Consider the following 26,993-nt stretch of genomic DNA (forward strand, 5'->3'; position numbering starts at 1 on the left):
GTAATGAAATATTTGCAGGGCCGCGTTCGTCATTACTCGTGGGGATCGCACAATGCGATCCCCCGACTGTTCGGGTGCCCTGCTGCGGAGAAACCGGTAGCGGAGCTATGGTTCGGTGCGCATAATAACGCCCCGTCCTTTGTTTCCGATGATCCTAGACAGCAGTCTTATGCTCCGCAGGGTGGCAGTGCTGAGCTGTTGTCACTTGCAGAGCTGATTGCGGCTGATCCTCATCGTGTTCTCGGTGATGACATTATTGCCAGATATGGTTCGCAGTTACCATTTTTACTCAAGCTAATCGCACCAGATCAGCCGTTGTCGCTACAAGTGCATCCGTCATTGGAGCAGGCATACCTCGGGTTTGAGCGTGAAGAGCGTGCTGGGATTCCACCGCAGGATCCGCGCCGGTGCTATCCGGATCAAAATCATAAGCCAGAAATGCTTTACTCGCTAACAACGTTTGAAGCGTTAGTGGGGTTCCGCAGTCCGCGCCGAATTCTCGGGGTTCTCAGTGGGTTGGACTGTGCAGTAGCCCAGCGGGTGCGCACTACGATCGCGGCTGAACCCAATAATCACGGGGTGCGTCAAGCATTTTCGCAGTTGATTTCGCAAGCAACGCGACCGACGGAGGAGGAAGTGGCAGAGCTGGTGACACAGTGTGCTGCTCGTCGATCTGTCGATTCGCCGTCGCCTCGTGCGGATGCGTTGGCGGTGCGGATTGCTCGGTTCCATCCTGGTGATCCGGGAATCGTGGCATCGCTGTTGCTTAATCCGGTGACTTTGCATCCGGGTGAAGCTCTTTATACACCAGCGGGTATTGTTCATGCCTACATCTCCGGCTTAGGTGTTGAAGTCATGGCTGCCTCCGATAATGTGTTGCGTGCTGGTTTGACCTATAAGCATGTTGATGTGGAGGAGTTGTTGCGCATTACCGACACGGTTGCGGCGCCACCGATCCGTATTGCGGCAGAACGGATTAGTTCCGTGCAATCAACGTTCTATGTTCCCGTGGATGACTTTGAGCTATCCATTATTTCCTTGCGTCATGCCGATGAGCGTGTCGAGGTTAAGGGTTGTGGTCCACGTATCATTTTGTGTGTGCGTGGTGCTGTAGAGGTGTGGATAGGGAACGAGTTTTTCTTTATAAATACTGGGCAATCAATGTTTTTAGGTGCCGACGACGGCGCAATCAGTGTGCGTGGTGCTGGCGAGCTTGTTCAGGTAGAAGCTCCGTAATCTCAAAATGTGAATAAATTATATATCAAAATATGAACTTGTGTGGCTGGGTGTTACAACCCTATGTCAGCATTAGGCAAGTGAAGAAAACTACGGGAGCTGACCCAGTAAAACAGCCTGCTGCTGAACAGATGTCATCATCCTTTCTTGAGCGTTATTTCAAGATCACGCAGCGTGGTTCCTCGCTGATGCAAGAAGTTCGTGGCGGTATCGTTACCTTCTTCTCCATGGTCTACATTTTGGTTCTCAATCCAATCATCTTGTCTGGTCCGGATTCGACTGGAGCATTCCTCGGTGGTGGCGCAGAGCCTAACATTCCAGCCATCGCTGCTGCGACAGCATTGATTGCAGGAATTATGAGCATCCTGATGGGTGCGGTAGCCAATTTCCCGATCGCGCTCGCAGCAGGCCTAGGGCTCAACGGTATGATCGCTGGTTTCGTCAAGCTCCCTGGAATGACCTGGGCGGATGGCATGGGCATCGTAGTTATTGAAGGAATTGTTATCGTTGCGCTTGTTCTGACAGGTTTGCGCGAAGCTATTTTCAAGGCTGTCCCGAAATTCATGCGTTCAGCCATCTCGGTAGGTATTGGTCTCTTCATTGCGTTTATCGGTTTGGTGAACGCGGGAATTGTTCGCCCTGGAGTTGGTACTCCGGTGTCGTTCGCAGTCAATGGCTCCATTTCCACCTGGCCACTCGTTGTTTTCGTGATTGCACTCTTATGTATCATCATCATGATGGTGCGCAAGATTAAAGGCGCACTCCTTTTCGGAATAATCACTGGTACCGTATTAGCAATCATCATCGAAAACTTTGGTCATCTAGGAAACTCTGGCACTGAAAATCCTGGTGGTTGGGGCCTTACCGTCCCGGCGTTCCCAGGGAGTCCGATCCAGGTTCCAGATTTTTCCACTCTCGGCCAGTTCTCAATAGTTGGACCATTCCAAAAGGTTGGCGTCATCGCCGTCGTCGTCCTCACCTTCTCGATCATGCTCGCCGACTTCTTCGATACGCTCGGTACAATGGTAGCAGTCGGAACTGAAGCTGGACTTGTCGATGAGCGTGGTCAAGTACCACGTACCCGCCATATCCTTCTGATTGACTCACTCGGTGTTGTTGCCGGTGGTATGGGTGGTGTTTCCACAAATACCTCCTTCGTAGAATCTTCCACTGGTGTGGCAGAAGGTGCTCGAACTGGTGTGGCTTCAATCGTCACTGGTATTGCCTTCTTGCTTGCGACATTCTTATCGCCACTGTTCGCAATTGTCCCTACCGAGGCGGCTGCTCCGGCTCTTGTGGTTGTTGGTTTCTTAATTATGCAACAAGTAGTTGAGATTGAATGGGCAGATCTTCGCACTGCGATTCCGGCGTTTATGGCGATCGTGTTCATGCCATTTACATACTCAATTACCGTTGGAATTGGCATTGGTTTCATCGTCCACGTCATTGTTGAACTGGTTTTGGGCAATGCTAAGAAGGTGCACCCACTGATGTATCTAACGAGCGCTGTGTTTGTCATTTACTTTGCGCTAGAGCCAATTACCCGCGCATTGGGAATTAACTAGAGCAACTGACCAACTGAAAGCTCTGCAGGCATCCAACTGGTACTTATCAGTTGGATGTCTGCTTGTCCTATATATAAGGAGCGTAGAAAGGAATAAAATCATTTAGGAAAGGGTTTCGTATAGTAAAAGATTTAATCACAGCTTTGGGGGAACTTGTCAGTAATATGAAACGTGAAAGGGGTGCGCTATGAGTGATTTGATGGATACAACAGAGATGTATCTCAAAACTATCTATGAATTAGTTGAAGAGGGGATTCCTCCCCTTCGTGCGCGTATCGTTGAGCGGTTGGGCCAGTCAGGGCCAACCGTGTCCGAAACTGTAGCGCGTTTGGAACGTGACGGCTTAATTCGGATGAATAGCAAACGTGAAATATCGTTCACCCCTGCAGGATATGAGAGAGCTGCTGCGGTGTTGCGTCGGCATCGCTTAGCGGAAGTGCTTTTATTGGATGTTGTTAAGATGCCATGGTCTCAGGTACACAATGAAGCGTGCCGCTGGGAACATGCGATCTCTGACCGGGCGGCTGACCATATTAGTGAACTACTTGGCGAGCCGAAGTATGATCCGTTCGGTAACCCTATGCCTAGCGATGAGCCGAAGCCGGAGGAAATGCGGTGCGGCTGCGATGACGGGCTTATGTCACTCAATAGTCCGAGCGCAGCGGGGCGTCGAGTGCGGATCCAGCGAATTGCTGAAGTTGTTCAGGTAGATGAACAAGGATTGGCGGATCTTGAAGAATTGGGCGTCGTCCCTGGTGCTCAAGGAATTGTTACAGTTGATGGGTCGATAATCTTTGACCTTGGTGACGTGCAGGTGGCAGTGCCGGATGACCTCGCGCAACATGTTTATGTCTCGGCTTTATAACGAAAAATAACACTCTATAACGGGCTGTAACGTGAATCACTGATGAGCATTTTTCGGCGATAATTCAAAGGAAAATAAGTTTCTACACAATCGAGAAGTGTGGAATTGTTATAGATGCGTGTCAAATTGTTGCCTAATTGTTATAAACGTTGTAATCTCTTTCTTGTGCCTAAGGGCGGACCAGATTTGATCTAGTTGCCTGAGTCAAGACATAAATGGAGATATAAGCAATGGGACGACATTCGATCGCAACGCCAGTAGACGTGAAAAACCCGAACGCAGTGCGTGGTTTGGCTCTAGCTGGAGCACTGGGCGTTATTGCTGGTGCTGGTATCCCAGTAGCTATGGCAGCTCCGCAAAATGATGTAAATAAGGCGGTTGAGGGTGCGGCTAATGCTTCCGTATCGCTTGGCCAAGTTGCTACAGCATCGGCTAATGATTCTGTCGAGGTTCAGAGCGTTGTTTTGAGCGAAGAAGAAGCTGGCGAGTGGTCGATCGATGCAGTTTCGGCAGAAGTTGACCTTGGTGCGGATGTTGTTGAAGCAACTGAAGCGCCTGTAGCTGAGACTCAGGCTGTAGCAAAGGCGACCGTTGCTCCAGCAGTCGCTGCTGGAGCTGCTGCACCGGCCATTGCTTCTGGAGACATTGTTTCTATTGCTCGGGCATATACTGGTACTCCTTACGTTTGGGGTGGTACTACTCCAGCTGGTTGGGATTGCTCCGGGTTTACTTCATGGGTATACCGTCAAGCAGGTATTGCTATCCCACGTACAGCAGGTGCTCAGTTGGCCGCTGGAACTATTGTCTCGGCCGCTGATGCTCAGCCAGGAGATATTGTTTACTGGCCAGGGCACGTTGGTATCTACAGTGGTAACGGCATGCATATTGCAGCTCACACACCAGCGCTGGGTACTTCTGAATCCCCACTGTACGGTAACCCAACATTCGTCCGCATGGGTCGCTGATTTTAAAGCTTTTGACATAGGGAGAAGCCCTCAGGCTTCTCCCTATGTCGTTCTAATTTAATGTGACCTCCACCATATAGTGTTGAAACGTGCGATAATGGAAGAAACCAAGGGAGGTTGCCATGTCACACGAAAACATCGTCGTTGTTGGAATCGATGGGTCACCTGCATCTCGGAGCGCATTGAGATGGGCCCATGCCCAGGCGCAGGCTAGAGGTGCTCGCTTGCATCTAGTTTGTGCCTATGAGTTGCCAAGCTATGCGCCAGAATTTATGCCCACGAGCGGTGCGAGGATTCCTACTGGAGACTCAGGATTTCTATATAGTGCAGCCGAGAAAATGATTAAAGAAATCGTTACAAGTGTTGCGAATCAAGGCGTGGACGTGACATGGTCGCTAGAATTTGGCGATCCTACCGAAATCCTTGTTGGAATGTCCAAGAAAGTTGCTTTGATTGTGGTGGGTGGCCGCGAGGAAACCTCTAATTCACTGGCTGATCGGCTGTTACGCACGGTGTCTTCGGCAGTGCCGTCAAACGCATACTGCCCAACTGTTGTCGTACCGGCAGACCACACTGAAGATGATCTACCGATTAAGCATATCGTGGTTGGCGTTGATGGCTCAGATCATGCCAAAACTGCACTGCAACGTGCTGTGTGGGAAGCTGATCGATGGCACGCTCGCTTGTCAATTGTGGCAACCGTTAATACAGCAGCTGCAACGTGGATTCCAGCGGACACATTCCGGTACGGTTTCCTAGAAGAAGTTGCGGAATCGGTGCGTACCCAACTCGCGGAAGTAGACGAAGGCCGTGAGATCGACGTCGAAGTTCATGCTGTTGAAGGAAATCCAGCACAAATCTTGACGGAGTTTTCGCATGAAGTAGATCTACTTGTATTAGGAACTCGCGGGCGTGGCGGTTTCGCGGGCTTGCTTTTAGGGTCGACATCGCAAAGCGTGCTGTCAACAGCGTCGTGCCCAACAATGGTAGTTCCGCGCCGGGTGCGCCCTGGTGATGATCAGGGACCACAGGTTAAATAAAGTTAACGTTGTTCTAGTCTCATAGATGAACCGCACCCGAGTGGTGCGGTTCATTGTGTGGAGACTTTCAGTTACACTAGATAAGTACTCCATTTATCGGTGTACTATGCCCTCGTAGCTCAGTGGATAGAGCACGGCTCTCCTAAAGCCGGTGTCGTAGGTTCAATTCCTATCGGGGGCACGCGAATTTCGTGCCAGATTTCATCTGGAAGCAATCAGAACAAGGAGAATATTGTGGCACTGTCTCGAGTTTTACTCTTTTATAAATTCACGCCGATTACAGACCCAATTGCGATGAAGATGTGGCAGTGGGACATGTGTGAACGGTTGAAACTTCGTGGCCGTATCCTTATCTCTGAACACGGAATCAACGCTACTGTAGGGGGCACGATCGATGCATGTAAAGCCTATGTTAAGCGAATGAAACAATACCCCGGATTTGCTGATATTGAATGGAAAATATCGGAGGGGTTAGGCACGGACGCTGAGGGATACGCGGCAGATTTTCCTCGGCTATCTGTTAAAGTCCGCAAAGAAATCGTGGCATTTGGTGCCCCGGAAGAACTCAAAGTTGATGAAAACGGCATCGTCGGCGGTGGACGCCATGTGAAGCCTGACGAAGTCGAGCAGATTATCGCGGAGAACCCAGATCTTGTTTTCTTTGACGGACGTAACGCGATCGAAGCGCAAATTGGGCGATTTGATGGAGCAGTTGTGCCGCCAACCACTACTACGCACGATTTTATTTCAATTCTTGAATCAGGTGAATATGATGACCTGAAAGACAAGCCGATTTTGGCATACTGCACTGGTGGTATCCGGTGCGAAGTTTTGACCGCGCTGATGAAGAATCGTGGTTTCGACAAAGTAATGCAGCTTGACGGCGGAATTGTACGGTACGGAGAAAAGTTCGGAAATACTGGTCGCTGGAAAGGATCGCTAACGGTTTTTGACAATCGCGAGGTGATGGATTTTCCCGGTGGCGAAGTGGACGTCATTGGTTCTTGTCATTCATGTGGTCAGCCGACTGGGCAGTTGCATAACTGCGACGAACCATCATGTCGAGCCCGATTGGTGACCTGCGAATCATGCGGTGAGCATCCTGTCTATTGCGATGCGCATAAGGCAACATTGGCTCGTTGAGCTGGTGAATGACAACTCTGAAACAGCGAATAGGTGAGAAACGTGAGTTTTTTTAAACGTAATAAGGACACAACTCCGGAGCACAAGGATGATGCGCTAACGCCTGAGATCGCTGTTGAATCACCCAGTACCGAAGCGCCTACTAAAGCCGACGATGAACCAACTCCCGATGTTCCGCAGCGCCGGCCAGAAATGGTTGCTACACGTGAGCAGATTATGGATGTGGCGTTTGACGGCTGGCATCAGGAGCTGACTCAACGTGCGTCCGCGGCGGACAAGCGAGAAGCTGAGCGTGCCCCAGGGCGTATTGATTTAACCCAGATTCACCCGACGGCGTCGGTCCAATTTTACGGTTACCAAGCTACTCGGCTGTCGTCGCTAATCAGAGAAGAACGCTCACTTGCACAGGCGAAGGTTCAACTTGCGCGACTTCGTGAAGATCTTGATATTACCGCGCAAACGTATGGGCATGCTCCGGCCAGTCTAGCTGTTGGCTCGATGACGTGGACGGAACTGCCGGAGTTATCTCAGAGTGATTCGCCTATTGTGCATTATGATGTGACCGGCGAGCTCAAGCTCTCTCCGGATGCTCTGTTAGAGTCAGTGGCAGAGACGATTGACCAAGATGATTCGCACATTCGAGAAGCACAAACAATTACTGAAGTTGCCTTGTTCCGTCCAGTGCGGCTCTTTTTCCCATCACAAAAAGAAGCACTGATCCAACTTGTCACTGCAGTTGAGATTAACCCAGTGGTCATTCGTGCGCTTCGCAATCATGGTGCGGCTGCAGAGGAATTGGCAGCACTGCGTCAGCTGGCAACAGAGGGTGGATCCGTTGATGTCCTGATCACTCGGTTAAACGAGCTGGGACGTATTTATTTGCCGGGCTTCTCATATGAATCACGGGTCATCTTAGGGTCTTTCTTCCAACCGGAACGAATGATGTTGGCAGATCTGGAAGCAATGGAGCCTTACATTCGGACCTCTCCGGTTATGTTGGCGTTGGCTGGCGATCAAGAATCGCGTGATGAGTCTGCTCAGCCGTTGCCAGCAGGCAATGCGCACGATCGCAACCCGGACCAAGAACGTGGTGTGGGTGATCTCGATGTTGCTGAATTAGATGTTGTTGAGGCAGTTGCCTCGGGACGTTCGTTGTTAGTTGATTGCCCGCCAGGATCTCAGCGTTCTGCGACGATGGCAGCTATTGCTACAGATACGGTTGCCTCAGGACATTCCTTGATCATCGTGCCTTCGCGAGCTTCGAGCGCGGCCGACGTCGTCAGTGAACTTGAAAAACACGGTTTAGGCGATCTCATTGCTGATTTTTCAGACGTTGAAGCCATCCCGATGCGGCTCCGTACTGGAATGCGAGTTGAGCGTCCAGAACTACCACTTGATGAAACTCTGGCGCAGCGCACTGAGCTGATGCGAGTTCGCTCAACTCTCGAAACTTTTATGCGGGAACTACACGACGTAAGCCCACGCTGGGGCGTATCAGTTTATGATCTGCTCGAAAAGTTAGCGGCGTCTACAGAAGGTACGCAAGCCCCCTTAACACGGGTCCGCTTTGACAGCGAAACACTAAACAGTTTTGCTGGTGAAGGTTTAACGGCTGTTCGCCACGCGCTAGAACAAGCGGGTCAGCATCACGCCTTTGACCCATCAGTAGCGCATTGTGCATGGACATCGACTGATATTGCTGATCCAGTCATGGGGCAAAAAGCGCTTGAAGCAGCTCAGCGGTTACATGAAGAAACAGTTCCTACAGTCGTGAGCCAGTCTTCGCGGGCAGCGGGTGAAACAGGTTTACAGCAGGCGTCTAATCTTGCCCAGTGGCTGGAACAAATTGACGTACTCGACGGCATTGCGCAGTCATTGGATATCTTCGTTCCACAGATTTTTGAAACCTCTCCGATGGACATGGTTATTGCTACTGCTTCGCGTGAATGGCGTGATAGTAATGGGCATACTATGCGCGGTGGGGAACGCCGTCGGTTCAAGAAACAAGCGCAGGATCTGGTTCGCCCGGGAGCCATTGTCAAAGATCTACATGCTGAACTTTCCTTAGTCCAAGAGCGTCGGGAAACTTGGCGACGTTACACTGCAGAAGGTGGCTGGCCACAGTTACCACAGGGCTTGGCGCATATGCAGGCCACGAGCGCACAGTTGATGGATGATCTGGCTTTCCTCTCCGAGCATCTGGGCAATGTGAACTTTGTAGAGATGCCGTTTGACCAGTTGCAACGTAGGATTGCTGAATTAGTTGCTGATGGTCCACACATGGAAGTTCTCCCCAAGCGCAACGCGGCTTTGAATGATTTGCGTGAGCGCGGGTTGGGACGCTTCGTGGACGATATGCTGGAGCGCGAAGTTCTAGTCGAGCATATCGATGCTGAGTTTGACCTTGCATACTGGTCCTCTATTTTTGAGCAGTTAATCGTTACGTCGTCTTCGCTTGCTCATCTTGGGCCGCAAGATCTTGCGGATTTATTAGCTTCGTTCCAAGAGCTCGATGCGGCGCATTGCGAGTCTTTGGCCGGTCCAGTGAAGCTGGCCGTAGTGAATAATGCGCGAGCACTAATGATTGACCGCAAAAACGATACGCTGAAACTTGATGCACTTCTGGCACGCCACGGAATATCAGTGTTACGCGATGTGATTGCAACATATCAGCGGCTAGTCCAAGTTGCTCGTCCAGTGTGGATTGTTCCGGCCACTATTGCTGCCGAATTTATTCCACCGATGCCGTGGGTAGACGTCGTTATGATGGACATTTCAGATAACGCAACTGTTGCATCGGTTGCTTCGACCGTCACCCGCGGCCGACAGATGGTCGTTTTGGGAGATGTCCGTCGAGCACACATTGTGGAACACGAAAATGGTGCGTTGCGAGCGTTGTCTGGTGTGCTTCCAGTACGAGAGTTACCAACAAACCGTGCGCGACTCGATGGACTATCACTACGAGCACTGCGTGCTCATGGCTACGACGACGTCCTGCCACAGATCCCCTCAGTTGCATCAGTAAAACAATCGCAACTAGTCGTGGTTGATGGGCGAGGAGTGCCAAGTTCGTCTGCAGATGGTGCGGTTGAAGCACCAAAAGTGGAAGTTGATGCAGTAGTTGATGCTGTGTTGGCTCATGCTATGAGTAGACCAGATGAGTCCTTAGCTGTCATCACGGTATCGCCGGCGCACGCCCATCGGATTCGCGAAGCTTTGCGTCATTTGGGAACCGAGTCCAAGGAACTGTCAGCTTTGTATGCCGGCAACAAAGGCGAACCGTTTGTCGTTGTTGATATTTTCTCGGCGGCGAGTGTGCGTCGTGATCACGTGATTTTGTCCGTAGGCTATGGAAAGACGGTCCACGGCCGAGTGTTACATTCCTTCGGAGCATTATCAACTCCGTTAGGCCTAACCGGCATGATCGACGCCATTGAAGCTGCGCGTGGATCGATGACCATTATTTCCTCCCTTGCGCCGGGAGATATTTCGTTGAAGCGGGTTTCGACGCCGGGGCCGCGACTACTCGCACAACTTTTAGCTGAAGCTGGCGGGTACGTTGCAGATAATACTGTTCCGGATTCCGTTGGCGAGATAGCGCCGCTACTTTCAGATTTAGCACGACGGATCGAGAATGCGGGCTTTGTTACACGAGCTAATGTCGGCCAAGGTGACTGGAGTATTCCACTCATCGTGGGGCATCCAGATATTCCGGGTCAATGGGCAGTAGCCGTTGTTTATGACGATGTAGCATATGCACGCCAAGCATCACTGCGCCGGCGTGACCGCTACCGTATCGACGCGTTGAAGTATTGTGGATGGGAAGTCTACCAGACGTTCTCCACGTCACTTTTCGTTGACCCGCAGGGTCAAGCTGAGAAGATTATTGACCTCGTTCGGTCGGTGCTGAATCAAGATGATCCAGACATTGATTTAACAGTTCCAGACGTCAACGAATGGGGAGATCCAGCTGCAGAAGAAGAACTTGAAGCTCCCCGCATAGAACCAAAGAAGCGGTCTGCGCGTCCAGCCGTTATTCCAGGATTGCAGTTAGCTGGATATACAGATAATGAGCTTGAAGAGCTACTGACGTGGATTGCTTCGGACGAAATTAAACGTACCACCGAGGAATTTGTTGCTGAACTTCGTAACGAGTTAGCGTTACGGCGCGGTAGTCAGATTGATCGCGTTTTAGCCAATATTGTTCGCCGTGTTGGAGTAGCTAGCGATGAGTAAGACACATGGGCGTCGCGTTGTGCGGTTATCGCGTGTCGATGCGCAACGTTTAGAACGAGGTGAAATTGAATATGCCGAACAGGCACTACATATTTCGGATGCAGGACCAGTGCTATCGCGGAAGTCTGCTATCGAACCTCCAAAACCAGTGAACCTGTCACCACACGAGCGGGAACTGATTGACAACATTCCGCCGCATTTTGGGAAAATCTAATACATAGTAAATGGTGGGGCGAGCTACTAGCTCGCCCCACCATTTACTATGCGGTGATCAGCGCTGTGCTAACAGATCGCGGATTTCGGTTAGTAGTGCAACATCTTCTGGAATTGGCTTTGGTGCTTCTTCCTGCTTCTTGCGCTTCTTAAAAGTGTTCATTGGTAAGACAACACAGAAGTAGATTACTGCGGAGACAATCAGGAAGTTGACTACTGCAGTGATAAAGAAACCAGGCTGGATGGCGGTGTTTCCGATATGGAATTCGCCAAGATCGTCGAACTTAGGTTGACCAAAAATTGCTGAAATCAGTGGCATAATAATTTTTTCAGTCAAGGATGAGATGACTGGAGCAAAGGCGGCACCGATAATAACTGCCACAGCCAGATCGATTACATTGCCTTTGTTAATGAACTCTTTAAAACCTTTGAGCACGGAAATTCCTTTGCGGTTGTGAATAGATGTAGGCGTTTTTATTGTGAAGCACCGGAAAGAACTGCAATAAGTGGAGCGCGAGACCCAGTGCCTAGAACAACCTTAATAGTTGAATCTGGAATTTCGAGGAAGAAATTCATGGTGTCAGGCACGTTATGAAGGAAACTCTGTTCACCAGAGTTTTGCGCTATCCCGGCAACTCGAATATGGCGAGCCACTAATTGAGCATCTTGCGGATTTTCTGAAAAAGAATCAGGCGCTGGAGCAAATAGATCCACATAGTTTCCGGTATGGAGCATAGCCAACCCGCCGGTATCAGCTAACGAAACCGGGGCAATGACAAATCCTGGTGCTGCTTGTTCAATAGTGTGCGGCGATAGCACTTGATTCGTCCCGATTGCCTCGCCTGTATTGACAGGAACAAGAAGGTGATGGCCTACGATCTCTTCTGCGTCTGTGCTCATTCCCGGCAAGACAGCGTGTACGGGTATAAGCTCAATGTCATCATTGGTGAGTTCATAGCCAGCGGGCAACGAGGTGCGTGCGGCAACGATCTGGTACTCTGCGGGCTGCGATGCAGCTACAAGTGCCAGTATTTGTTGGATGATGACAGCACAAAGCGCAAAGAATCCAACCCAACGCCATTGCCACATTTTTGCCCGGACTCGCTGGGGCCTAACAACAGTAGTCATAGAACTAGTGTGGCAAGTAAAGCTCCGTCGTCGTCAGCAATAACAAAATCTGTGGAAAAACTGGTGACGAAGAAAAATGTGGATAATTAATGCCTAGATAGTAGGGGCTGCTTCAGTTGCAACCCAGCCCTCTGGAAGCAACGCGAATGGAATCAACACATCTAAATCATCTTGTGGCAAGGACTGATCCACAAATTCCCACGGAAAAATCATTTGCGCAATCCGGTGGGTTATTCCCGGTGTCTTCAGTGCGCGATCATACCACCCGCCGCCTTGACCCATCCGCTGCCCAGCATGGGAAAGCGCTAAACCAGGAATGATCAATGCGTCAACAGAGGTCAAAATATCGTTCGAATACGCATCGCCAGACGGTTCTGGTGGTCGGCCAGGAGCCAACAACTCCAAGTCGTCACGGCCACGATACTCAGCCCAAGCACGAGTGAGGCCCGGTCCAAGTTTTGGCAACAAAATCTTTTTCCCAGAATCTGCCAACGCGTCCAAAACTGCAGCAGTAGGAGGCTCAGTTTCCAACGAAACATAGCATGCGACGGTGTTAAAACCATGGGTAAAAGCCAATGCAGATTCTACCCATTCATCGGAAAAAAGATGTGCCTTTGCCTTACGCCTATCCCGAATAGCGGCACGGATAGCCTGTTTAGCTTCCTCAACATCCATGCCAGCAGTGTCAGGTAATGTCAACGCTGAATTCATACCTCTATTGTTTCACGAAAAATGCAATTCATACTCACCCTTAAGCGAGAAGCGGATAAACTAGAACTAGACCCTACATGAAGGAAAGAAAATGAAGTCTGTTGCAGATCATCTTGCCGATTGTTTAGCGATTGCCACGCCGCTGCCGGCGTTTACTGTAACGCTTCACGATTCCGTCGGCACAATATTGGCAGATAACGTGCGTTCACTTGTGGATTTACCGGCCACTAACCTAGCTGGCAGAGATGGATATGCGGTCCGCGCGGCTGATGTGTTTGGAGCAAGCACAACAAACCCAGTGTCACTGCCAGTTATCAGCGAGATTCGTGCAGATGCAACTGATGGGCAAAGCATTGTGGGGGGAGCGTGTGTTCGTATTTCGTCCGGTGCGCCGATGCCACATGAAGCCGATGCCGTTGTCCCTATCGAGATGACTAATCAGGGACGAGCGGAGGTGGAAATTCGTGCCACCGTAGAAGCTGGAGCCAACGTGCGACTGCAGGCAGAGGATCTTAGCGCTGGCGCAATTATTCTCGAAGCTGGTGTGCGTATTGGTTCGCGACAGGTTGCGATGTTAGCTTCCGCTGGTCATTCTCGAGTCATGGTCCATCCGCGGCCACGAGTAGTTATCATGTCGGTTGGCGATGAACTCCAAGAACCGGGAACGAATGCGCATCGTGGTCGAGTTTTCGATGCTAACTCCCATGCGTTAGCATCAGCAGTTACTGATGCTGGCGGGGATATTTTCCGAGTGGGTTCGGTGCCCGACGATGCGCGGCAGTTGCGCGATATGATCGAAGACCAACTGGTTCGCGCGGACATCATTATCACGACCGGCGGATTGTCATACGGCGGTGGCGACACGGTCAAAGACGTTATGCACCAGTTAGGTGATGTGCGGTTTGATAATGTTGCAATGTCGCCCGGACGTCAGCTAGGCGTAGGGCGTATTGGCAATACAGTTGTCTACTGTCTGCCTGGAAATCCGGTAGCGGCGATTACCAATTTTGAGGTCTTTATTCGTCCGTCGCTGCGGAAGATGGCTGGCCATTCCCAGATTCATCGCCAAGCCGTAAAGGCCAAGGTCATCCGTGGCTGGGAGTCTCCGGACGGCCAGCGAGAATTTGTTCGCGCCCGCGTTTTAGGTAATCCGCGGGAAGGATATCAGGTGGAGCCAACTGGCGATCCGCGACGTCCTTTACTAACTGCGCTATCAGCGGCAAACTGCTTGGCGATCGTTCCGGAAACCCAGCGCGTCGTCTCGGTAGGCGAGGAGTTGGTGTGTGAGGTGTTGGATCGCTAACATCCGCGGTGCTGGTGTGACTCATGTCGGATTTTTCGGCATGATTAGGCAACACGCCACCCGTAAATATCCGCTTTCTGGCGGGGTTTTACTACCGTGGAGACATGGGTTTCGGAGGCTTCGGTTTAGCGATCGTCGCAGTCTTTCTGCTCATCTATCTCGTACCTCATGTGCTACGCCAACGGCAAGTACTTGGAGATGCGCCGATTGATGAACGTTTTGCAGAAGATTTGCGATTGATCGATCGGCGTACCCTCATGTCGAGTCAGTCTTCAGATGCCCACGGCAAAATTTTTCTAACGGAGCGAATCATGACACCAGCAATGACGAGTGAACAGTTGCGTAACGCGGCTCGTGATCGGTCACGCGCCCGCGCTCGGATGGCTACCCGCCATGCGAATCAGATGCGTGGAATGATGATTGGGTTAGTCCTCGTTGTTGCGACGTTAGGAGCGTGGGGTGTTTTTGCGCTTACTAGCTTACCCTCAGTTGTTGCTATCGTTTCCACGGTAGTGACAGGTGCGTATGGGGCATTGTTCGGTTACGTTATCAATGAGATGGTGAAAGCCGACGACGCCGATGCCAAACGTATCGCTCATGCCAACAAGGTTCTGCGTGGTCAAGTTAGCATGCCACAGGCTGCTAAGCCGGCAGAGCATAAAGCTGTTGAAGTAACGGTTTCGGACAATATGAGTGCAGAACAAGAGAACTCTACTACTGCCGAATCCCAAACCACTGCTCTAAGCGCTCCAGTTCAGAAGCTTTCACGGGAAGAACTTGATGCCCGAACAGCTGCGTTGGCAGTGCCAGCTACGCCGTCGTACACACTGAAGTCTGTTGCACCGTTTAAGGCTGAAACAGAAGTGGCCGCTAGCGTGCCATTCCGTCCAACTAAGCTCAATGAGCGGCTGGGGGACGAATCGTTGCCAGATGCTCATGATGCCCCAGAGATGACTGGAAATGAAGAATTGCGTCGCGATGTTCTCGGCGGCGGTTCTACGCTAGATGCGTTGCTGTCACGTCGTCGGGCGTAACTATGACAACCCTGGTATTTCTTCATTCGCCTGGTCAGTCGCCCTTTGACTGGCGGGAGGTTGCTGACTATTTGCCACCGGCATGGGCGATAGCTGCTCCAGATCTGCGGCAGTGTCACACCGTAGACGAACTTTGCTCAGCTATTGACCGTGACGCGATGAGCGTATCTGATGAACGAATAATTCTCATAAGCTCTGGTTCTAGTGCAATCGCGCTAGCGGTATTTAATGAGCGTTACGCACACCGGGTTGAAGGGCTTATTGCTATCGAACCGCGCTGGAAGATATCCATGCGGCAACGATTTACAAAGCGGAAAAAGCCATTTCTTGATGTTTTGCGCAAGACTCAGATTGTTAAGCCAGCTGACATTACTGAGCTTTCCCATGAAGATACGCAATACCCGGCACAATGCGCTGCCGCACTATGCCGGGTAATTACGAAATAATATCAGGTTTTACTTACCGCAACTGCAGTTACAGTTTCCGCCGCAGCCGCCGCTACCAGCTTGGTAGGCTTCTTCGTCAAAGATCTCAATGATGTGGTCTGAGGTGAACTGAATCTCGTCGCCTGCTTCTACGGACGAAATAAATTCTGGATCAGTGTCCAACGTGCCGACATAACCAGCAGCGTCTTGGCCGTCGACGATGATCCACATACGTTCAGCAGCAACTTCACCTTCAGGATTGACTAGACCGAATACGAGTTTGACGATGTCTCCTGGTTGTACGGCCGCGCGTTCTTCCGGTGTTGGAATAGTGAAATCGTCTAGTTGGGCAGCTAACTCTTCAGCGTCCCACAGTTCCCATTCGCGGGTGGTATTAGTGGTGGTCACAATAGCTCCTATGCTTCGATGTGTGATCTGATCCTTGAACAACCGTACAACGCCAAGCGCACAATTTCTCGTTGGATGGTTATTTACGATAAAAATGTGTGTTCACGCATCGCCATAATAACTGGGGTCACACCCTCCTGCGGCGTTTGACAACGAGCATGATGCCGGTTCCTGAGCCGAGCAGAACTCCTGATACTAACCCAGCGAATCCCAACGAGAATCCGGTTTTTGCTAAATCAGATGAGGAATCTGACAGCATGGGTGTTTCGATAACAATGGGGTCAGCGGGCGTTGGTTGATCAATAACGTTTACATTGATGACTTTGATACGTGTTGAGCCGTCGTCGAATGTGATTTTGACGGTTTGCGTCGTTTTTCCAGCGGCAGATGTTTGTGCCGGGGTAATAATTTCTACCTGAGCGCCGGCTGGCAGATCAACCAGCCCATCAGTTGCTGGAACTGTGTCACCAACACGGATGGTGAGATCGGTCGTGGCTACATTCGGGATTGGAGTAATCAGCAACGCGCTTAAGTTGAATGTCACCTTAGTGTCTGTGCACACCGTCGAATCGGAGGTGAATTCTGTACCTGGCATTGACTGAGGATCAAAAGCAACAAATTTTCCGGTTAATCCAGCAGGAACCTCAGGACTCGTGAAGAATTCAGCTTCGTTGAGTGGTTCTATGGTTGAGGTACCGGCGATCAACAGACGATGCTCGGTATAATTTGGATCTGTTTTGCTGGCGTAATAGTCCACATTAACTGCGGGCGCCCATACGTGCTTATGCTGATCGGCTGATGTGTGAGTGACTGGATAGGTATATTGGCGGGTTTCGCAATTAACGGTGACCGACGTCGAATCGGCTCCAGAAATGAACTCGTGCAGGTCTTGTCCGAGAGAATTTTTGGCAACTGCACCGGCTGGAAGATCGACAGTTCCGCCGTCAATCACCGTGGTGATTTTGTTATTTGGCATGCTCGTTCCGGGGATATCAACTCTGGAATCACCAACGATGGTCAGGTACGAGCCGACTTTTTGCTTGTAATCAACGCCGAGTGAATCGCCGATGACGGTGCTGTTATCAATGGTGTATGCAGCGTCCTGAAATTGGAAAGCTTGGTGAGTGCCTGGTGCGGCGATCTCACTGGTAATCGTGCTATTCGTAATCCCAACCGAATTGTTCGCGGTATTGATAGATACAAGTGGTTTCGCAAAGAAACCACTTGAAATAGCATCGGGAGTCGTTACCAGTGTGACTGTTGAATCAGAGAAATCTACTGCGGCTCCCGCAACAAACGACATATTGTAGTTGCGCACCGTCGTGGAATGAACGATAGAGTTCCGAAAAACAACCGGGCGTTCAGAGTAAAAAGCTGCTCGCCACACGGACGTCTTACTACTGTGGTTAATAGTGACCGTCGAATTGTCAAAAGTCGCTGTGGCTTCCGTGTCTGTTCCGCCATTACGAGCAAAAATGATTGGGCCGTCGGCAGTATCTGGTCCAGGCGAGACAGTCAGTGATGTATCACTAACTGTAAACGGTCCACGAATCAGCTGGCCATTGATGCCATAACCACGAGTGGGACCGATATGGATTGAGCTTCCATCAGCGCCATCCCCGCGCACAGTTACCTCTTGGCCAGGCACCTTCTGGTTAATCTTCATGCCATAGCCAGCAAAGTCTTCAATAATCAGATTGCCGTTATTAATTAAGGTAAATTCCGATGTGATATCTAGACCGGTCTTATCGGCAACACTAGAGCCATCAAATGTTACGTTAACGCCATCGTTGATCGTGAACGTCATCGGATGATCAATAACCAAGCCACCATTAAATGAGTTATCGGCAGTAAACGTGACTGATTGGGTGGCTGGATCGCTAACTGCAGCTTTAAGTTCAGCAAGAGTGGTGGTAAAGCCTACCTCGACGTTGTTGGCAGCAAACGCAGGTGGCGACGTCCCCAACAAAAGGCCAGTAAGCAGAATGATGGACGTGATATTATATTTAGTTCCCATATTCAGACACTACACGAATAGGGATAGCATTGATAGAGCGATAGTATTTGAGCCTAACCGAAGGTAAAACCGTGAATAGACTAGACCAACTCATCATCGCGCAGGCGTATGAAACTGGCTGGCAACCAGACCAGCCGGCATACGTTGGTGATGATCCGACTGGCTCGCTGCTTGCCCACCTGCTCGACAATGCCACCGCAGTCACTGTGCTCAGCGATTCACATTCTCAGGTACACGACGCAGTTGACTTCGCTACCCGCAATGGACAACGCCAAAAGCTCCGCGCCCGAGGAATCGATGGGCCGCTAGAACTCGACGCTTTCCTGCAAAGCACCGTTGAGCCGGAAGCCAGCCACGGCGTCGTCGTCACCCGACTACCAAAGTCACGCACACATCTTGACTATCTCGCGCACTGCATCGCGCGCGCCGGAATCGGAACATTCATCGGCGCACACAACACCAAGCACATGACTCGAGCCCAAAACGAGATCCTAGCAACCTACTATGCGACCGAGCATGCCAGCCGCGGATCAGGAAAATTCCGCGCCCTCTGTGCTATCACACCACTGCCAAACCTGCCCGCGCCCCAACCGCAGCACACTGGTGACCTCTATGCCATCGGAGCAACATTTGCCGGCAGCCAAGCAGACCACGGTGGACAATTGCTCGCTACCACTGCCATCGCTGACTGGCCAACGTCGCCCGGCGCGGTTCTTGATCTCGGATGCGGAAACGGGGCCGTGAGTTATCTAGTTGCCCAACACAATCCAGCAACCACCATTATTGCCACCGATATTTCGGCCGATGCCGTAACGTCAACCCAGCTCACGCTCGCCCCATACCGCGAGCGCACAACCGTCACTTGGGACACTTCGGCGCGAAGTGTTGCCGAAAACGACGTCGACGCCGTCCTCCTGAACCCGCCATTCCACGACGGATTTACCATAGATGACACCCTCGTGGACGAACTATTGGCCGCGGCCCACCGCGTACTAAAACCCGGTGGCGCCATCTACGTTGTGTACAACTCGCACCTGCGCTACCGGCCCCGCATCGGGCAGCTGTTTACCGACGTCGTCCAGCTGGCCCGCGATAGCCGCTTCACCGTCGTGCGCGGGCACAAACTATAACCAGCCGCGCTCGCGCGCAATCACCGCTGCCTGGGCACGAGTCTCGGCCCCAGTCTTTCCGATCGCCGCCGATAGATGGTTACGAACCGTGCCTTCGGAGAGATAAACCTGCCGCGCGATCTCGGCGATAGTCGCGCCATTGGCGGCAACCCGCAAAATCTCTTGCTCGCGTTCGGTGAGCGGATTGACTCCTTCAAACAGCGACTGTGTAGCCAGTACCGGGTCAACCACTCGATTTCCCGCATGAACTTGGCGAATCGCCTGGGCCAACTCTTGTGCGGGCGTATCTTTCACCACAAACCCATAGGCGCCAGCTGATAGTGCCCGATGGACATAACCTGGCCGGCCGAACGTCGTCACGATCAACGCCCGCGTGGGTAGCTGCGACTCTTTAAGCTCCTGCGTAACCGCAATCCCATCCTGCCCGGGCATCTCAATATCTATCAATGCCACATCTGGCCGGTGAGTACGCACCGCCGTCATAACCTCATCACCACGGCCGACCTCACACACCACCTCAATATCGTCTTCCAGATTGAGCAGAGCACTCAGCGCGCCACGCACCAGCGCCTGATCGTCAGCAATCAACACTCGAATCATTGTTTTGTCCTCACATCCATGACTGCTGTTATCCGTGTCCCAGGATCAGCGGCGGTCACATCGAGCCGGCCACCAGCCTCGACGATCCTCTCACTCAATCCCGTCAAACCGTTTCCGGCAGGCTGAGTGATGCCTACGCCGTCGTCGATAATCGAAATGCTGGTTGACGTCATCTCACATCTTACGTGGCTGGCGTGAGCATGACGCAAAATATTTGTTGCCGCTTCCCGCACAACCCATGAAAAAACAAAACGGAAGCGCGGATCAACATCCTCCGCTGACCCCACAACTGACACTGAAATATGGGCATCTTCGAGCACCCGGATAGCGTTGCGCAGCTCGTCCGAAAGCAACTGCATTCGCAGACCAGACACCGTTGCGCGCACCTCGGTGATCGCGGCGCGGGTCAAATCTGAGATCTCGGTGAGCTCTGCGCGCGCCCGCTCCGGATCAGAATCGAGCAACCGCAACGCCAGCTGTGACTTAAGCGAAATGATCGTGAGTGAATGCCCCACCACGTCATGCACATCGCGGGCAACCCGGCTACGCTCAGCCGATATTGCTTCGTGGGCTATCGCGATTTGTTTTTCTTGGGAGGCCTTATCGAAAAACCTTGAGCCAGCAGTCATGGCGAACACACCAAGTGACACCATGAGAAGAGCATGGGCGTCACCAGCGGTGCCGAGTAGCCATCCGGCAGTCTCTATGATTGCGGCGAGGACAACCATGATAATTGCACCGGGGACTAGCGGAACAAACATCCCAGTCAGAGATGCTAGATACGGGAAAAACGAGAAACCAGCGACTGCAAAAAGAGCCAGCATCGTTATTGTGATGACAAAAAGAATGGTGAATGAAACGATATAGAGCCGGAGAAGATAGTTCTTCATGCGCTGGGCGTATGCCAGAAACCAGGTGGCGGAATTGAGGAGGGCGAATACGGCGGTGAGCGCGTAGCCGATGATGCGAACCGTAGATGAATATGGGCCGATGCTAATGAAATGGATCGGGAAAACAAGGAAAACTAGCCAGATAAGAGCCATAAACAGGCCCATGGCGTATTCGCGGCGAGAAGTCATATATGTATTCTATCGTTGTGGGGTGTCAGGGAATCTCGGCAATAGCGCAAACCTAGGCGTATATGAGCGAGGTTTGCGCTATTGCCGGATTTGGGGCACGCTCGTTTTGGTATCGGTCTAACGTTCTTGGTTTCGTCGGGCTGCCAAGACCGCAAACACGCTGAAAATAGTCAGCCACGCAACAATATTTACCAAGGCATACCAGATCGGTGTGCTGTAGAGCGCGCCGTTGGCGTCATACATCTGCCCTTCTGTGAGGGGATAGCGTGCTAATTCGCCAACTCCCCACATCGGGGTGAAACGAGCAACCGACAGTAGTGTGCCAGACAGTGGTGCGAAGAGATTTCCAGCAAACGAAAAGAGCACCAGCAGGCCAGATGAAATGCTGACAGCGGTTTCGGCCTTAAATGAGTAGGCAACGGCAAGCCCGTAACACGCAAAGAGCAAGACACTCAGATAGCTGATACCCCAGACTGCTAGGAGTCGAAGCGCCGGAAGCTGGGCTCCCATCGGAATCCCTACGATGAGGAGCGAAGCGAACGTGATGGTTGAGATCAAGAATGCCGACAATATTCGATTAACGATAATGTTTCCGGTCGTCAGTGGAGTGAGTGCGAGTTGTCGGCCCCAGCCTTGGAGCCGGTCAACTGCGGCCGTACCGGTGTAGCCAACAGCAGCTTGGGCAACGGCATAAATGCTCATATTGATGAGGACGGCCATGTTGATATTGCCGTGCCCGATGGGCATCTCGCCGTATTCGGCAGTTCCGCCGAAGATGATGTACATGAGGATTGGCAAGCCGATTGTGAAGAACAGGGCTTCGGGCGCGCGGAGAAAACGGAGGACGTCGGAGCGAATGAGTGTTGCGTTCATGTCAGTCTTCTTTCGGTTGGGCGTCGGCGGCAATAAGGGATGCGAAGGCATCGTCAAGGGAGGATGGGACGATTTCGAGGTTGCTAGCTCCGGCATGAAGGAGTTCACGGGCGAGACTATCGGAGTTGGCTGTTGCACAGGTCAGGATGTTGTCTGCCACGGTGGCGTTGAATGTGGCTTGGATTCGTGCCGTTTCTGCTGGGGAAACATTCGCAATGCTGGCTTTGAGGTGGCGGACGCCGGCGATGGTGCGGATCTGGTTGGTGGGTCCATCGGCGATGATGCGTCCCCGGTTCATGAGGATGATGCGGTCGGCGAAATTTTCAGCTTCCTGTAGATAGTGGGTGGCGAAGAGGATTGTTCTGCCGTGGCTGGTTTGCGTACGCATGGCATCCCAGAATTCGTGCCGTGCGTTGACGTCCATTCCGGTGGTGGGTTCGTCCAGGATGAGGAGTGATGGGTCAGGCAGAAGTGCGAGTGCGAATTTGACTCGTTGTTGTTCGCCGCCAGAAAGTTTGCCGATTTTTCGGTTCAGCAGCGGGGTGAGTTGTGTTTGGTCGACGACGTCGGTGATGCGCTCGCGGGTGATGTTTTTTGTGGCACGGTAGGCGGCGGCAATATAGGTGAGAGTTTCGTGGACGCTCATGGTTGCCAGTAGACCGCCGGTTTGCAAGAGGGCAGAGACGTTGCCAGCGCGGATTGCGGCGTGCGGGCTGATTCCCTCGATGGTGATAGTCCCGGAGGTTGGATCGTTCAGGCCGAGAATCATGTCCAGTAGTGTGGTTTTCCCGGCGCCGTTGGGGCCTAGGATGGCGAGGATTTGTCCGGCCGGGATGGTGGCGGTGACGCCGTCGACGGCGGTAACGCTGCCGGTGGGTGTGCGATAGGTTTTCCGCACGTTCTGTATGCTGAGTTTTTCCATGCTTTTATTGTTCCGCGAGGTGCGGGTGGCGCGGAAGTCATGGATGTCAGTAGCTGAGCATGACAGATGTCATATAGGTTTTAGGCTTTGACGTAGCCGTAACCCTCGGCTTGTAGGCGTGCAATTTCAACTATTCCAGCAGGCACAATGGTGCAGAATTCGGGAACCATATCTTTGTTAACTTGGCGTTGTTCGAGCCCGGTGTTGCACACTAAGAATTGGACGCCTTTTTCGGCTAGTTCGCGGATGCGTGACATGCGGTGTGGTTCGACGTCGAGTTGGGAGAACGATCGAACAGCTTCGCCGTTGGCGACGACGGTGACATTCGTTTCTTCAATGCCGGAGTGAAGAAGGAAGTTGTCTACTGATCGGATTGTAAAGGGCCAACGATTGTTTTCGTTGACGTGGAAGACGAGTTTTATATCGGACATGGGTGCTCCTTAATCGCGCTTCACGAGCAACTTCATTGTGTTTGTTATCACTCTACTGCCCAGATACTGATTTGTCTCGATGTTAAGAGAATGTGATTGTGAAATAGTGTGGGAGGACTCGAGTAGTATTGTTTTGTAGTTGGGTAATTGACATTGCTGGCTAGTGGTTTGTAACGAAAGTGCTCCCTGTTTGAACGATGGTTCGTACAGGCCGGCGGTGGTTAATGCATATTAGTGATCTTGAGGGGTAACGGATGATTATTTTGGCTGGGACGCCGTTGGGGAATGATGGGGATGCGTCGCCACGATTGCGCGATGCATTAGAAACTGCGGACATAATCGCGGCTGAAGATACCCGCCGACTACTCAATCTGGTTGGGCGATTGGGGCTGGACATTCATGCTCCGGTTATTGCTTACCATGATCATAATGAAATCCAGAAGGCTCCGGAGCTGATCGCTGCCGCGCAAGCTGGTAAGACGATTGTGATGGTTTCTGATGCGGGGATGCCGTCGGTGTCTGATCCGGGTTATCGGCTAGCGGCTTTGGCTGCTGAAGAAGGTGTTGGACTCACGGTTATTCCTGGGCCGTCTGCAGTTCTTACAGCATTAGCGATTTCTGGTTTAGCGTCGGATCGGTTTGCTTTTGAAGGTTTTCCGTCACGTAAATCGGGTGAGCGCAGGCAGCTGTTTAGCAAGCTGAAGTATGACGAGCGAACGTTGATATTTTTTGAATCGCCGCGTCGATTAGCAGAGACTTTGGCGGATATGGCGGCGGAGTTCGGTCCCGATAGGCGCGCTGCCGTGGCGCGCGAATTGACCAAGACGTTCGAAGAAGTACAACGTGGATCGTTGGCAGCTTTGGCAGGGTGGGCACATGATCGTGATGTTAAGGGCGAAATTTCTATTGTTGTAGAAGGCTATTCGCGGCCGGCTAGTGAAGATGAGGGCGTGGACCAGCAAGCTATCGATGATGTTCGTGATCTGGTTGAGATGGGTGTGCGGCTGAAAGATGCGGCTGGTTATGTTGCGCAACGCCACGGGTTGCGAAAGAACAAGGTTTATCAAGCTGTGGTGGCTCTCACTGCCGATTAATCGGTCAGTGAACATAGTGTCATAGAGACGATTTCAAGTGATGGTGTATTGAAAAACGCGCTAAGGTGAATGGTATCTAGCGATGGAGGATTCACATGGGGAAGCATCAGGGAACATCAGAAGCGTCAGCACGCCAGACGCGTATTAGTGTGGATTCTGCAACGGACTTTTTGCGATCGCGAAAGGCACTGCCATTACGGATTGGTTTGCTTATATTATGGCTGGTTGCGTTCGCTTTTGGCGGCATGGCACAGGGAAAGATTTCGACGGTGGCAGAGTCAGATCCGTCGTTCTTTTTGCCGGCCTCAGCTGAATCGACTTTAGCTGGCCAAGAAGCGGAAAAGTTTCGCGATGATTCGACCATTCCGGCACTTATCGTGGTGGCTAATCCCGATGGTGAAAAGATTCCAGAAGCTAGTATCGGCATTCTCGGCGCAATTGCCAAAGAATTACCAGACGTCCAGGTTACTGAGGGCCTGACGGTTAGTGATCTTGCGCAAGGCCCAATTCCGGTCATACCTAATGAGGATATGACCGCTGTTTTACTTCCCTTGAACCTTGATCGGGATCTGGTTAATGAGCGAGATGCTGATGACAAGAAGATTCTCAATGTTGCCGTTGATTCGATACAACAGAATCTGACGTCGCTTTTGTCAGACCGCGGAGTTGAGTCCGAGGACTTAACCGTTTATGTTTCTGGGCCGGCTGGGCTATCTGCCGATTTGGGTGGAGCCTTTGCAGGGATTGACTTAACACTACTGCTAGTGGCTGTTGTTTTAGTGTTTGTAATCTTGATCGTTGTCTACCGATCGTTCCTCATTCCGATTGCAGTCTTATTAACATCGGTAGCTGCGCTCTGCGCCGCCGTGCTGGTCGTATTCCAGATAGCGATGGCAGGATGGCTCGATCTTAATGGGCAGACACAAGGTATCCTCGCAATTCTTGTTATTGGTGCTACCACTGATTACTGTCTGCTTCTTATTGCGCGCTACCGTGAAGAACTGACTGTAGTTGAACACCCGACTGAAGCATTGGTTCGCGCAATTAAAGGATCCTGGGAGCCGATTGTGGCTTCTGGCGGTACCGTGATTGCGGGGTTGCTGACCCTTCTTATTTCAGATTTGTCCTCAACCTCGTCCCTTGGCCCAATCGCATCGATCGGTATCGTTTTCGCGATGCTCGCTGCGTTAACTTTGCTTCCCGGGATTCTGTTGATACCTGGTAAATATGCGCGCATCATGTTTTGGCCAGCAAAAATACCGCATTATTCCAGTATGGACGAGGCCCAAACTCATGGGTTCTGGCATCGAATCGGTTCATTCGTTGCCCGCCGCTACCGGGTTGTCTGGGTTGCAACCTTAGCTATTCTTTTAGTGTTTTCCGGATTTGCATTTTCATTTAGAGCATCTGGAACCTCAGCCATCGAGCAGTTTACGAAGCCTTCCCAAGCAGTAACTGGTTTCAAAATCCTGCAAAAGGAATTTTCTGCCGGTTCAGCGCAACCCACGACTGTTATCGTTGATGAGAACCGGGCCCGGTTGGCGCGCACGGTTATTAAAGATCTCCCTGGCGTTAAAGCAGTCGTTGCCCAGATGGATGAAGAAAAACAAAACAACGCTAGTGCCCAAGGCCGGCCAGCAGGAGGTCCTCCCGTGGGAACGGCTGAGAAGCGGCCAGGTGCGCCTGCCGTCGTTTATGATCCGCTTGTCGTTGATGGTCGGGTATTGCTGAATGTGACTACTGAAATGTCAGCCGAGGACAAAGCAGCCCAAAGCGTTGTACGAGACATCCGCAAAAAGCTCGAGCCGTTGGAAGCTCACGCACTTGTAGGCGGACCAGCTGCACAATCACTGGATACCCAAGAAACTGCGCACCGCGATTTCTTGAAGATCGTTCCGGTTGTTTTAGGTGTTATCGCAATTTTGCTCATGATACTTCTTCGATCCGTTGTTGCTCCGCTTCTCGTTGTTGTTGCAAACGTGATTTCGTTCGGAGCTACACTGGGTATCTGCGCTATTGTCTTCAACCGAATCTTAGAGTTTCCTGGCGCAGATGCCTCTGTGCCGTTGTATGCGTTCGTCTTCCTCATCGCGCTGGGTATTGACTACACGATTTTCCTTATGTCGCGCGCCCGGGAAGAGTCGCTCAAGGATGGAACTCGTACCGGAATTATTCGGGCGATCGGCGTTACTGGTGGCGTTATTACCTCAGCAGGAATCGTCCTAGCATCGACATTCGCCGCTTTAGGCGTCGTGCCGCTCCTGTTCATGTTGCAACTAGCGATTATCGTTTCACTGGGAATTATCATCGACACTTTCATCGTTCGATCGTTGCTGATTCCTGGCATGATCTACGACGTCGGACGGATCGTCTGGTGGCCGTGGACGTTACGTAAAATTCCGGCGAAGAATTCTTAATAGCGTGGTAACAAGACGCTAGCTACAGTGGTGGGGGGGGGGGGGGGGGGGGGGGGGCGGGGGGGGGGGGGGGGGGGGGGGGGGGGGGTGGGGGGGGGGGGTGGGGGGGGGGGGGGGGGGGGGGGGGGGGAGGGGGGGGGGGGGGATGGGGAATGGGA

Annotated in this window: 24 protein-coding genes and 1 tRNA gene; 15 read left to right on the forward strand and 10 right to left on the reverse strand. The window is 51.8% G+C overall.

What is annotated here, in order from left to right; all coding sequences use genetic code 11:
• Window positions 1-3: 3 nt before the first annotated feature.
• The 9 genes from manA to KSO86_RS07705 all read left to right on the forward strand — a co-directional run bounded on the left by manA (window position 4) and on the right by KSO86_RS07705 (window position 11,264).
• Window positions 4-1,236, forward strand: coding sequence for a mannose-6-phosphate isomerase, class I (gene manA, locus KSO86_RS07665; protein ID WP_216379535.1), 1,233 nt, complete (start codon window positions 4-6; stop codon window positions 1,234-1,236).
• A gap of 131 nt (window positions 1,237-1,367) precedes the next feature.
• Window positions 1,368-2,801, forward strand: a complete 1,434-nt coding sequence (locus KSO86_RS07670) for an NCS2 family permease (protein ID WP_216379559.1) — start codon at window positions 1,368-1,370, stop codon at window positions 2,799-2,801.
• 187 nt (window positions 2,802-2,988) lie between these two features.
• Entirely contained in the window at window positions 2,989-3,666 is a 678-nt protein-coding gene (locus KSO86_RS07675) for a metal-dependent transcriptional regulator (protein ID WP_216379536.1), read from the forward strand.
• 230 nt (window positions 3,667-3,896) lie between these two features.
• Window positions 3,897-4,631 (forward strand): C40 family peptidase, encoded by a 735-nt coding sequence (locus KSO86_RS07680; protein WP_253280675.1) that lies wholly within the window; start codon window positions 3,897-3,899, stop codon window positions 4,629-4,631.
• A gap of 122 nt (window positions 4,632-4,753) precedes the next feature.
• Window positions 4,754-5,671 carry a universal stress protein gene (locus tag KSO86_RS07685; protein WP_216379537.1) on the forward strand — a complete coding sequence of 306 codons (918 nt, stop codon included), beginning with the start codon at window positions 4,754-4,756 and terminating at the stop codon, window positions 5,669-5,671.
• Between the two features lie 108 nt (window positions 5,672-5,779).
• A tRNA-Arg gene (locus KSO86_RS07690) sits at window positions 5,780-5,852 on the forward strand.
• Between the two features lie 53 nt (window positions 5,853-5,905).
• The gene (gene trhO, locus KSO86_RS07695; RefSeq protein ID WP_216379538.1) at window positions 5,906-6,814 is read left to right on the forward strand and encodes an oxygen-dependent tRNA uridine(34) hydroxylase TrhO; all 909 of its coding nucleotides are present in this window, start codon (window positions 5,906-5,908) and stop codon (window positions 6,812-6,814) included.
• A 42-nt stretch (window positions 6,815-6,856) separates the two neighbouring features.
• Entirely contained in the window at window positions 6,857-11,050 is a 4,194-nt protein-coding gene (locus KSO86_RS08730; RefSeq protein WP_216432029.1) for a PDDEXK-like endonuclease domain-containing protein, read from the forward strand.
• Window positions 11,043-11,264: a hypothetical protein gene (locus KSO86_RS07705; protein ID WP_216379540.1), complete on the forward strand. Its 222-nt coding sequence runs from the start codon at window positions 11,043-11,045 to the stop codon at window positions 11,262-11,264. Before KSO86_RS08730 ends, KSO86_RS07705 begins: the two co-directional genes overlap by 8 nt.
• A gap of 57 nt (window positions 11,265-11,321) precedes the next feature.
• Here KSO86_RS07705 and mscL read toward each other — a convergent pair whose 3' ends face one another.
• From mscL to KSO86_RS07720, 3 genes are all read right to left on the reverse strand, one after another.
• On the reverse strand, window positions 11,322-11,699 hold the full coding sequence (gene mscL / locus KSO86_RS07710; RefSeq protein ID WP_216379541.1) for a large conductance mechanosensitive channel protein MscL: 378 nt from the start codon (window positions 11,697-11,699) through the stop codon (window positions 11,322-11,324).
• 38 nt (window positions 11,700-11,737) lie between these two features.
• Entirely contained in the window at window positions 11,738-12,391 is a 654-nt protein-coding gene (locus KSO86_RS07715; RefSeq protein WP_216379542.1) for an SAF domain-containing protein, read from the reverse strand.
• A 93-nt stretch (window positions 12,392-12,484) separates the two neighbouring features.
• Window positions 12,485-13,102 (reverse strand): 5-formyltetrahydrofolate cyclo-ligase, encoded by a 618-nt coding sequence (locus KSO86_RS07720; RefSeq protein ID WP_216379543.1) that lies wholly within the window; start codon window positions 13,100-13,102, stop codon window positions 12,485-12,487.
• 91 nt (window positions 13,103-13,193) lie between these two features.
• On the opposite strand from KSO86_RS07720, the gene KSO86_RS07725 reads away from it, so the two are divergent.
• From KSO86_RS07725 to KSO86_RS07735, 3 genes are all read left to right on the forward strand, one after another.
• Entirely contained in the window at window positions 13,194-14,405 is a 1,212-nt protein-coding gene (locus KSO86_RS07725) for a molybdopterin molybdotransferase MoeA (protein ID WP_216379544.1), read from the forward strand.
• A 104-nt stretch (window positions 14,406-14,509) separates the two neighbouring features.
• Window positions 14,510-15,439 carry a hypothetical protein gene (locus KSO86_RS07730; RefSeq protein WP_216379545.1) on the forward strand — a complete coding sequence of 310 codons (930 nt, stop codon included), beginning with the start codon at window positions 14,510-14,512 and terminating at the stop codon, window positions 15,437-15,439.
• A gap of 2 nt (window positions 15,440-15,441) precedes the next feature.
• Window positions 15,442-15,885, forward strand: coding sequence for an alpha/beta fold hydrolase (locus KSO86_RS07735; protein ID WP_216379546.1), 444 nt, complete (start codon window positions 15,442-15,444; stop codon window positions 15,883-15,885).
• A 9-nt stretch (window positions 15,886-15,894) separates the two neighbouring features.
• Here the strand turns inward: KSO86_RS07735 and KSO86_RS08620 are convergent, their stop codons facing one another.
• Window positions 15,895-16,272 carry a DUF2314 domain-containing protein gene (locus KSO86_RS08620; protein WP_216379547.1) on the reverse strand — a complete coding sequence of 126 codons (378 nt, stop codon included), beginning with the start codon at window positions 16,270-16,272 and terminating at the stop codon, window positions 15,895-15,897.
• 127 nt (window positions 16,273-16,399) lie between these two features.
• Window positions 16,400-18,289 (reverse strand): Rib/alpha-like domain-containing protein, encoded by a 1,890-nt coding sequence (locus tag KSO86_RS07745; protein WP_216379548.1) that lies wholly within the window; start codon window positions 18,287-18,289, stop codon window positions 16,400-16,402.
• A gap of 71 nt (window positions 18,290-18,360) precedes the next feature.
• Here KSO86_RS07745 and KSO86_RS08735 point away from each other — a divergent pair, with 71 nt between their 5' ends.
• Window positions 18,361-19,419 carry a class I SAM-dependent methyltransferase gene (locus tag KSO86_RS08735; protein WP_216379549.1) on the forward strand — a complete coding sequence of 353 codons (1,059 nt, stop codon included), beginning with the start codon at window positions 18,361-18,363 and terminating at the stop codon, window positions 19,417-19,419.
• Here the strand turns inward: KSO86_RS08735 and KSO86_RS07755 are convergent.
• The 5 genes from KSO86_RS07755 to KSO86_RS07775 form a co-directional block, all read right to left on the reverse strand.
• Complete coding sequence (locus KSO86_RS07755) at window positions 19,414-20,019, reverse strand: response regulator transcription factor (RefSeq protein WP_216379550.1); 606 nt, start codon at window positions 20,017-20,019, stop codon at window positions 19,414-19,416. The two genes, KSO86_RS08735 and KSO86_RS07755, sit on opposite strands and share 6 nt — an antisense overlap.
• A complete protein-coding gene (locus KSO86_RS07760) occupies window positions 20,016-21,098 on the reverse strand; it encodes a sensor histidine kinase (protein ID WP_216379551.1) in 1,083 nt (360 codons plus the stop codon). The genes KSO86_RS07755 and KSO86_RS07760 overlap by 4 nt, the downstream gene beginning before the upstream one ends.
• Before the next feature lie 117 nt (window positions 21,099-21,215).
• Window positions 21,216-21,971 carry an ABC transporter permease gene (locus KSO86_RS07765; protein ID WP_216379552.1) on the reverse strand — a complete coding sequence of 252 codons (756 nt, stop codon included), beginning with the start codon at window positions 21,969-21,971 and terminating at the stop codon, window positions 21,216-21,218.
• Between the two features lies 1 nt (window position 21,972).
• A complete protein-coding gene (locus KSO86_RS07770) occupies window positions 21,973-22,893 on the reverse strand; it encodes an ABC transporter ATP-binding protein (RefSeq protein ID WP_216379553.1) in 921 nt (306 codons plus the stop codon).
• 80 nt (window positions 22,894-22,973) lie between these two features.
• Window positions 22,974-23,324: a DsrE family protein gene (locus tag KSO86_RS07775; protein ID WP_216379554.1), complete on the reverse strand. Its 351-nt coding sequence runs from the start codon at window positions 23,322-23,324 to the stop codon at window positions 22,974-22,976.
• 254 nt (window positions 23,325-23,578) lie between these two features.
• Here KSO86_RS07775 and rsmI point away from each other — a divergent pair, with 254 nt between their 5' ends.
• Complete coding sequence (gene rsmI / locus KSO86_RS07780; RefSeq protein WP_216379555.1) at window positions 23,579-24,418, forward strand: 16S rRNA (cytidine(1402)-2'-O)-methyltransferase; 840 nt, start codon at window positions 23,579-23,581, stop codon at window positions 24,416-24,418.
• Between the two features lie 95 nt (window positions 24,419-24,513).
• Window positions 24,514-26,835, forward strand: coding sequence for an MMPL family transporter (locus KSO86_RS07785; RefSeq protein WP_216379556.1), 2,322 nt, complete (start codon window positions 24,514-24,516; stop codon window positions 26,833-26,835).
• Window positions 26,836-26,993: the final 158 nt, after the last annotated feature.

This window comes from Arcanobacterium phocae (assembly GCF_018913465.1).
Classification (GTDB): domain Bacteria; phylum Actinomycetota; class Actinomycetes; order Actinomycetales; family Actinomycetaceae; genus Arcanobacterium; species Arcanobacterium phocae_A.

Excerpts from the sequence above, each read along its gene's own strand:
- manA (WP_216379535.1), top strand. The coding sequence starts at position 4 with ATGAAATATTTGCAGGGCCGCGTTCGTCATTACTCGTGGGGATCGCAC.
- KSO86_RS07670 (WP_216379559.1), top strand. The coding sequence starts at position 1,368 with ATGTCATCATCCTTTCTTGAGCGTTATTTCAAGATCACGCAGCGTGGT.
- KSO86_RS07675 (WP_216379536.1), top strand. The coding sequence starts at position 2,989 with ATGAGTGATTTGATGGATACAACAGAGATGTATCTCAAAACTATCTAT.
- KSO86_RS07680 (WP_253280675.1), top strand. The coding sequence starts at position 3,897 with ATGGGACGACATTCGATCGCAACGCCAGTAGACGTGAAAAACCCGAAC.
- KSO86_RS07685 (WP_216379537.1), top strand. The coding sequence starts at position 4,754 with ATGTCACACGAAAACATCGTCGTTGTTGGAATCGATGGGTCACCTGCA.
- KSO86_RS07705 (WP_216379540.1), top strand. The coding sequence starts at position 11,043 with ATGAGTAAGACACATGGGCGTCGCGTTGTGCGGTTATCGCGTGTCGAT.
- KSO86_RS07715 (WP_216379542.1), bottom strand. The coding sequence starts at position 12,391 with ATGACTACTGTTGTTAGGCCCCAGCGAGTCCGGGCAAAAATGTGGCAA.
- KSO86_RS07720 (WP_216379543.1), bottom strand. The coding sequence starts at position 13,102 with ATGAATTCAGCGTTGACATTACCTGACACTGCTGGCATGGATGTTGAG.
- KSO86_RS07725 (WP_216379544.1), top strand. The coding sequence starts at position 13,194 with ATGAAGTCTGTTGCAGATCATCTTGCCGATTGTTTAGCGATTGCCACG.
- KSO86_RS07730 (WP_216379545.1), top strand. The coding sequence starts at position 14,510 with ATGGGTTTCGGAGGCTTCGGTTTAGCGATCGTCGCAGTCTTTCTGCTC.
- KSO86_RS07735 (WP_216379546.1), top strand. The coding sequence starts at position 15,442 with ATGACAACCCTGGTATTTCTTCATTCGCCTGGTCAGTCGCCCTTTGAC.
- KSO86_RS07745 (WP_216379548.1), bottom strand. The coding sequence starts at position 18,289 with ATGGGAACTAAATATAATATCACGTCCATCATTCTGCTTACTGGCCTT.
- KSO86_RS07755 (WP_216379550.1), bottom strand. The coding sequence starts at position 20,019 with ATGATTCGAGTGTTGATTGCTGACGATCAGGCGCTGGTGCGTGGCGCG.
- KSO86_RS07760 (WP_216379551.1), bottom strand. The coding sequence starts at position 21,098 with ATGACTTCTCGCCGCGAATACGCCATGGGCCTGTTTATGGCTCTTATC.
- KSO86_RS07765 (WP_216379552.1), bottom strand. The coding sequence starts at position 21,971 with ATGAACGCAACACTCATTCGCTCCGACGTCCTCCGTTTTCTCCGCGCG.
- KSO86_RS07770 (WP_216379553.1), bottom strand. The coding sequence starts at position 22,893 with ATGGAAAAACTCAGCATACAGAACGTGCGGAAAACCTATCGCACACCC.
- KSO86_RS07775 (WP_216379554.1), bottom strand. The coding sequence starts at position 23,324 with ATGTCCGATATAAAACTCGTCTTCCACGTCAACGAAAACAATCGTTGG.
- rsmI (WP_216379555.1), top strand. The coding sequence starts at position 23,579 with ATGATTATTTTGGCTGGGACGCCGTTGGGGAATGATGGGGATGCGTCG.
- KSO86_RS07785 (WP_216379556.1), top strand. The coding sequence starts at position 24,514 with ATGGGGAAGCATCAGGGAACATCAGAAGCGTCAGCACGCCAGACGCGT.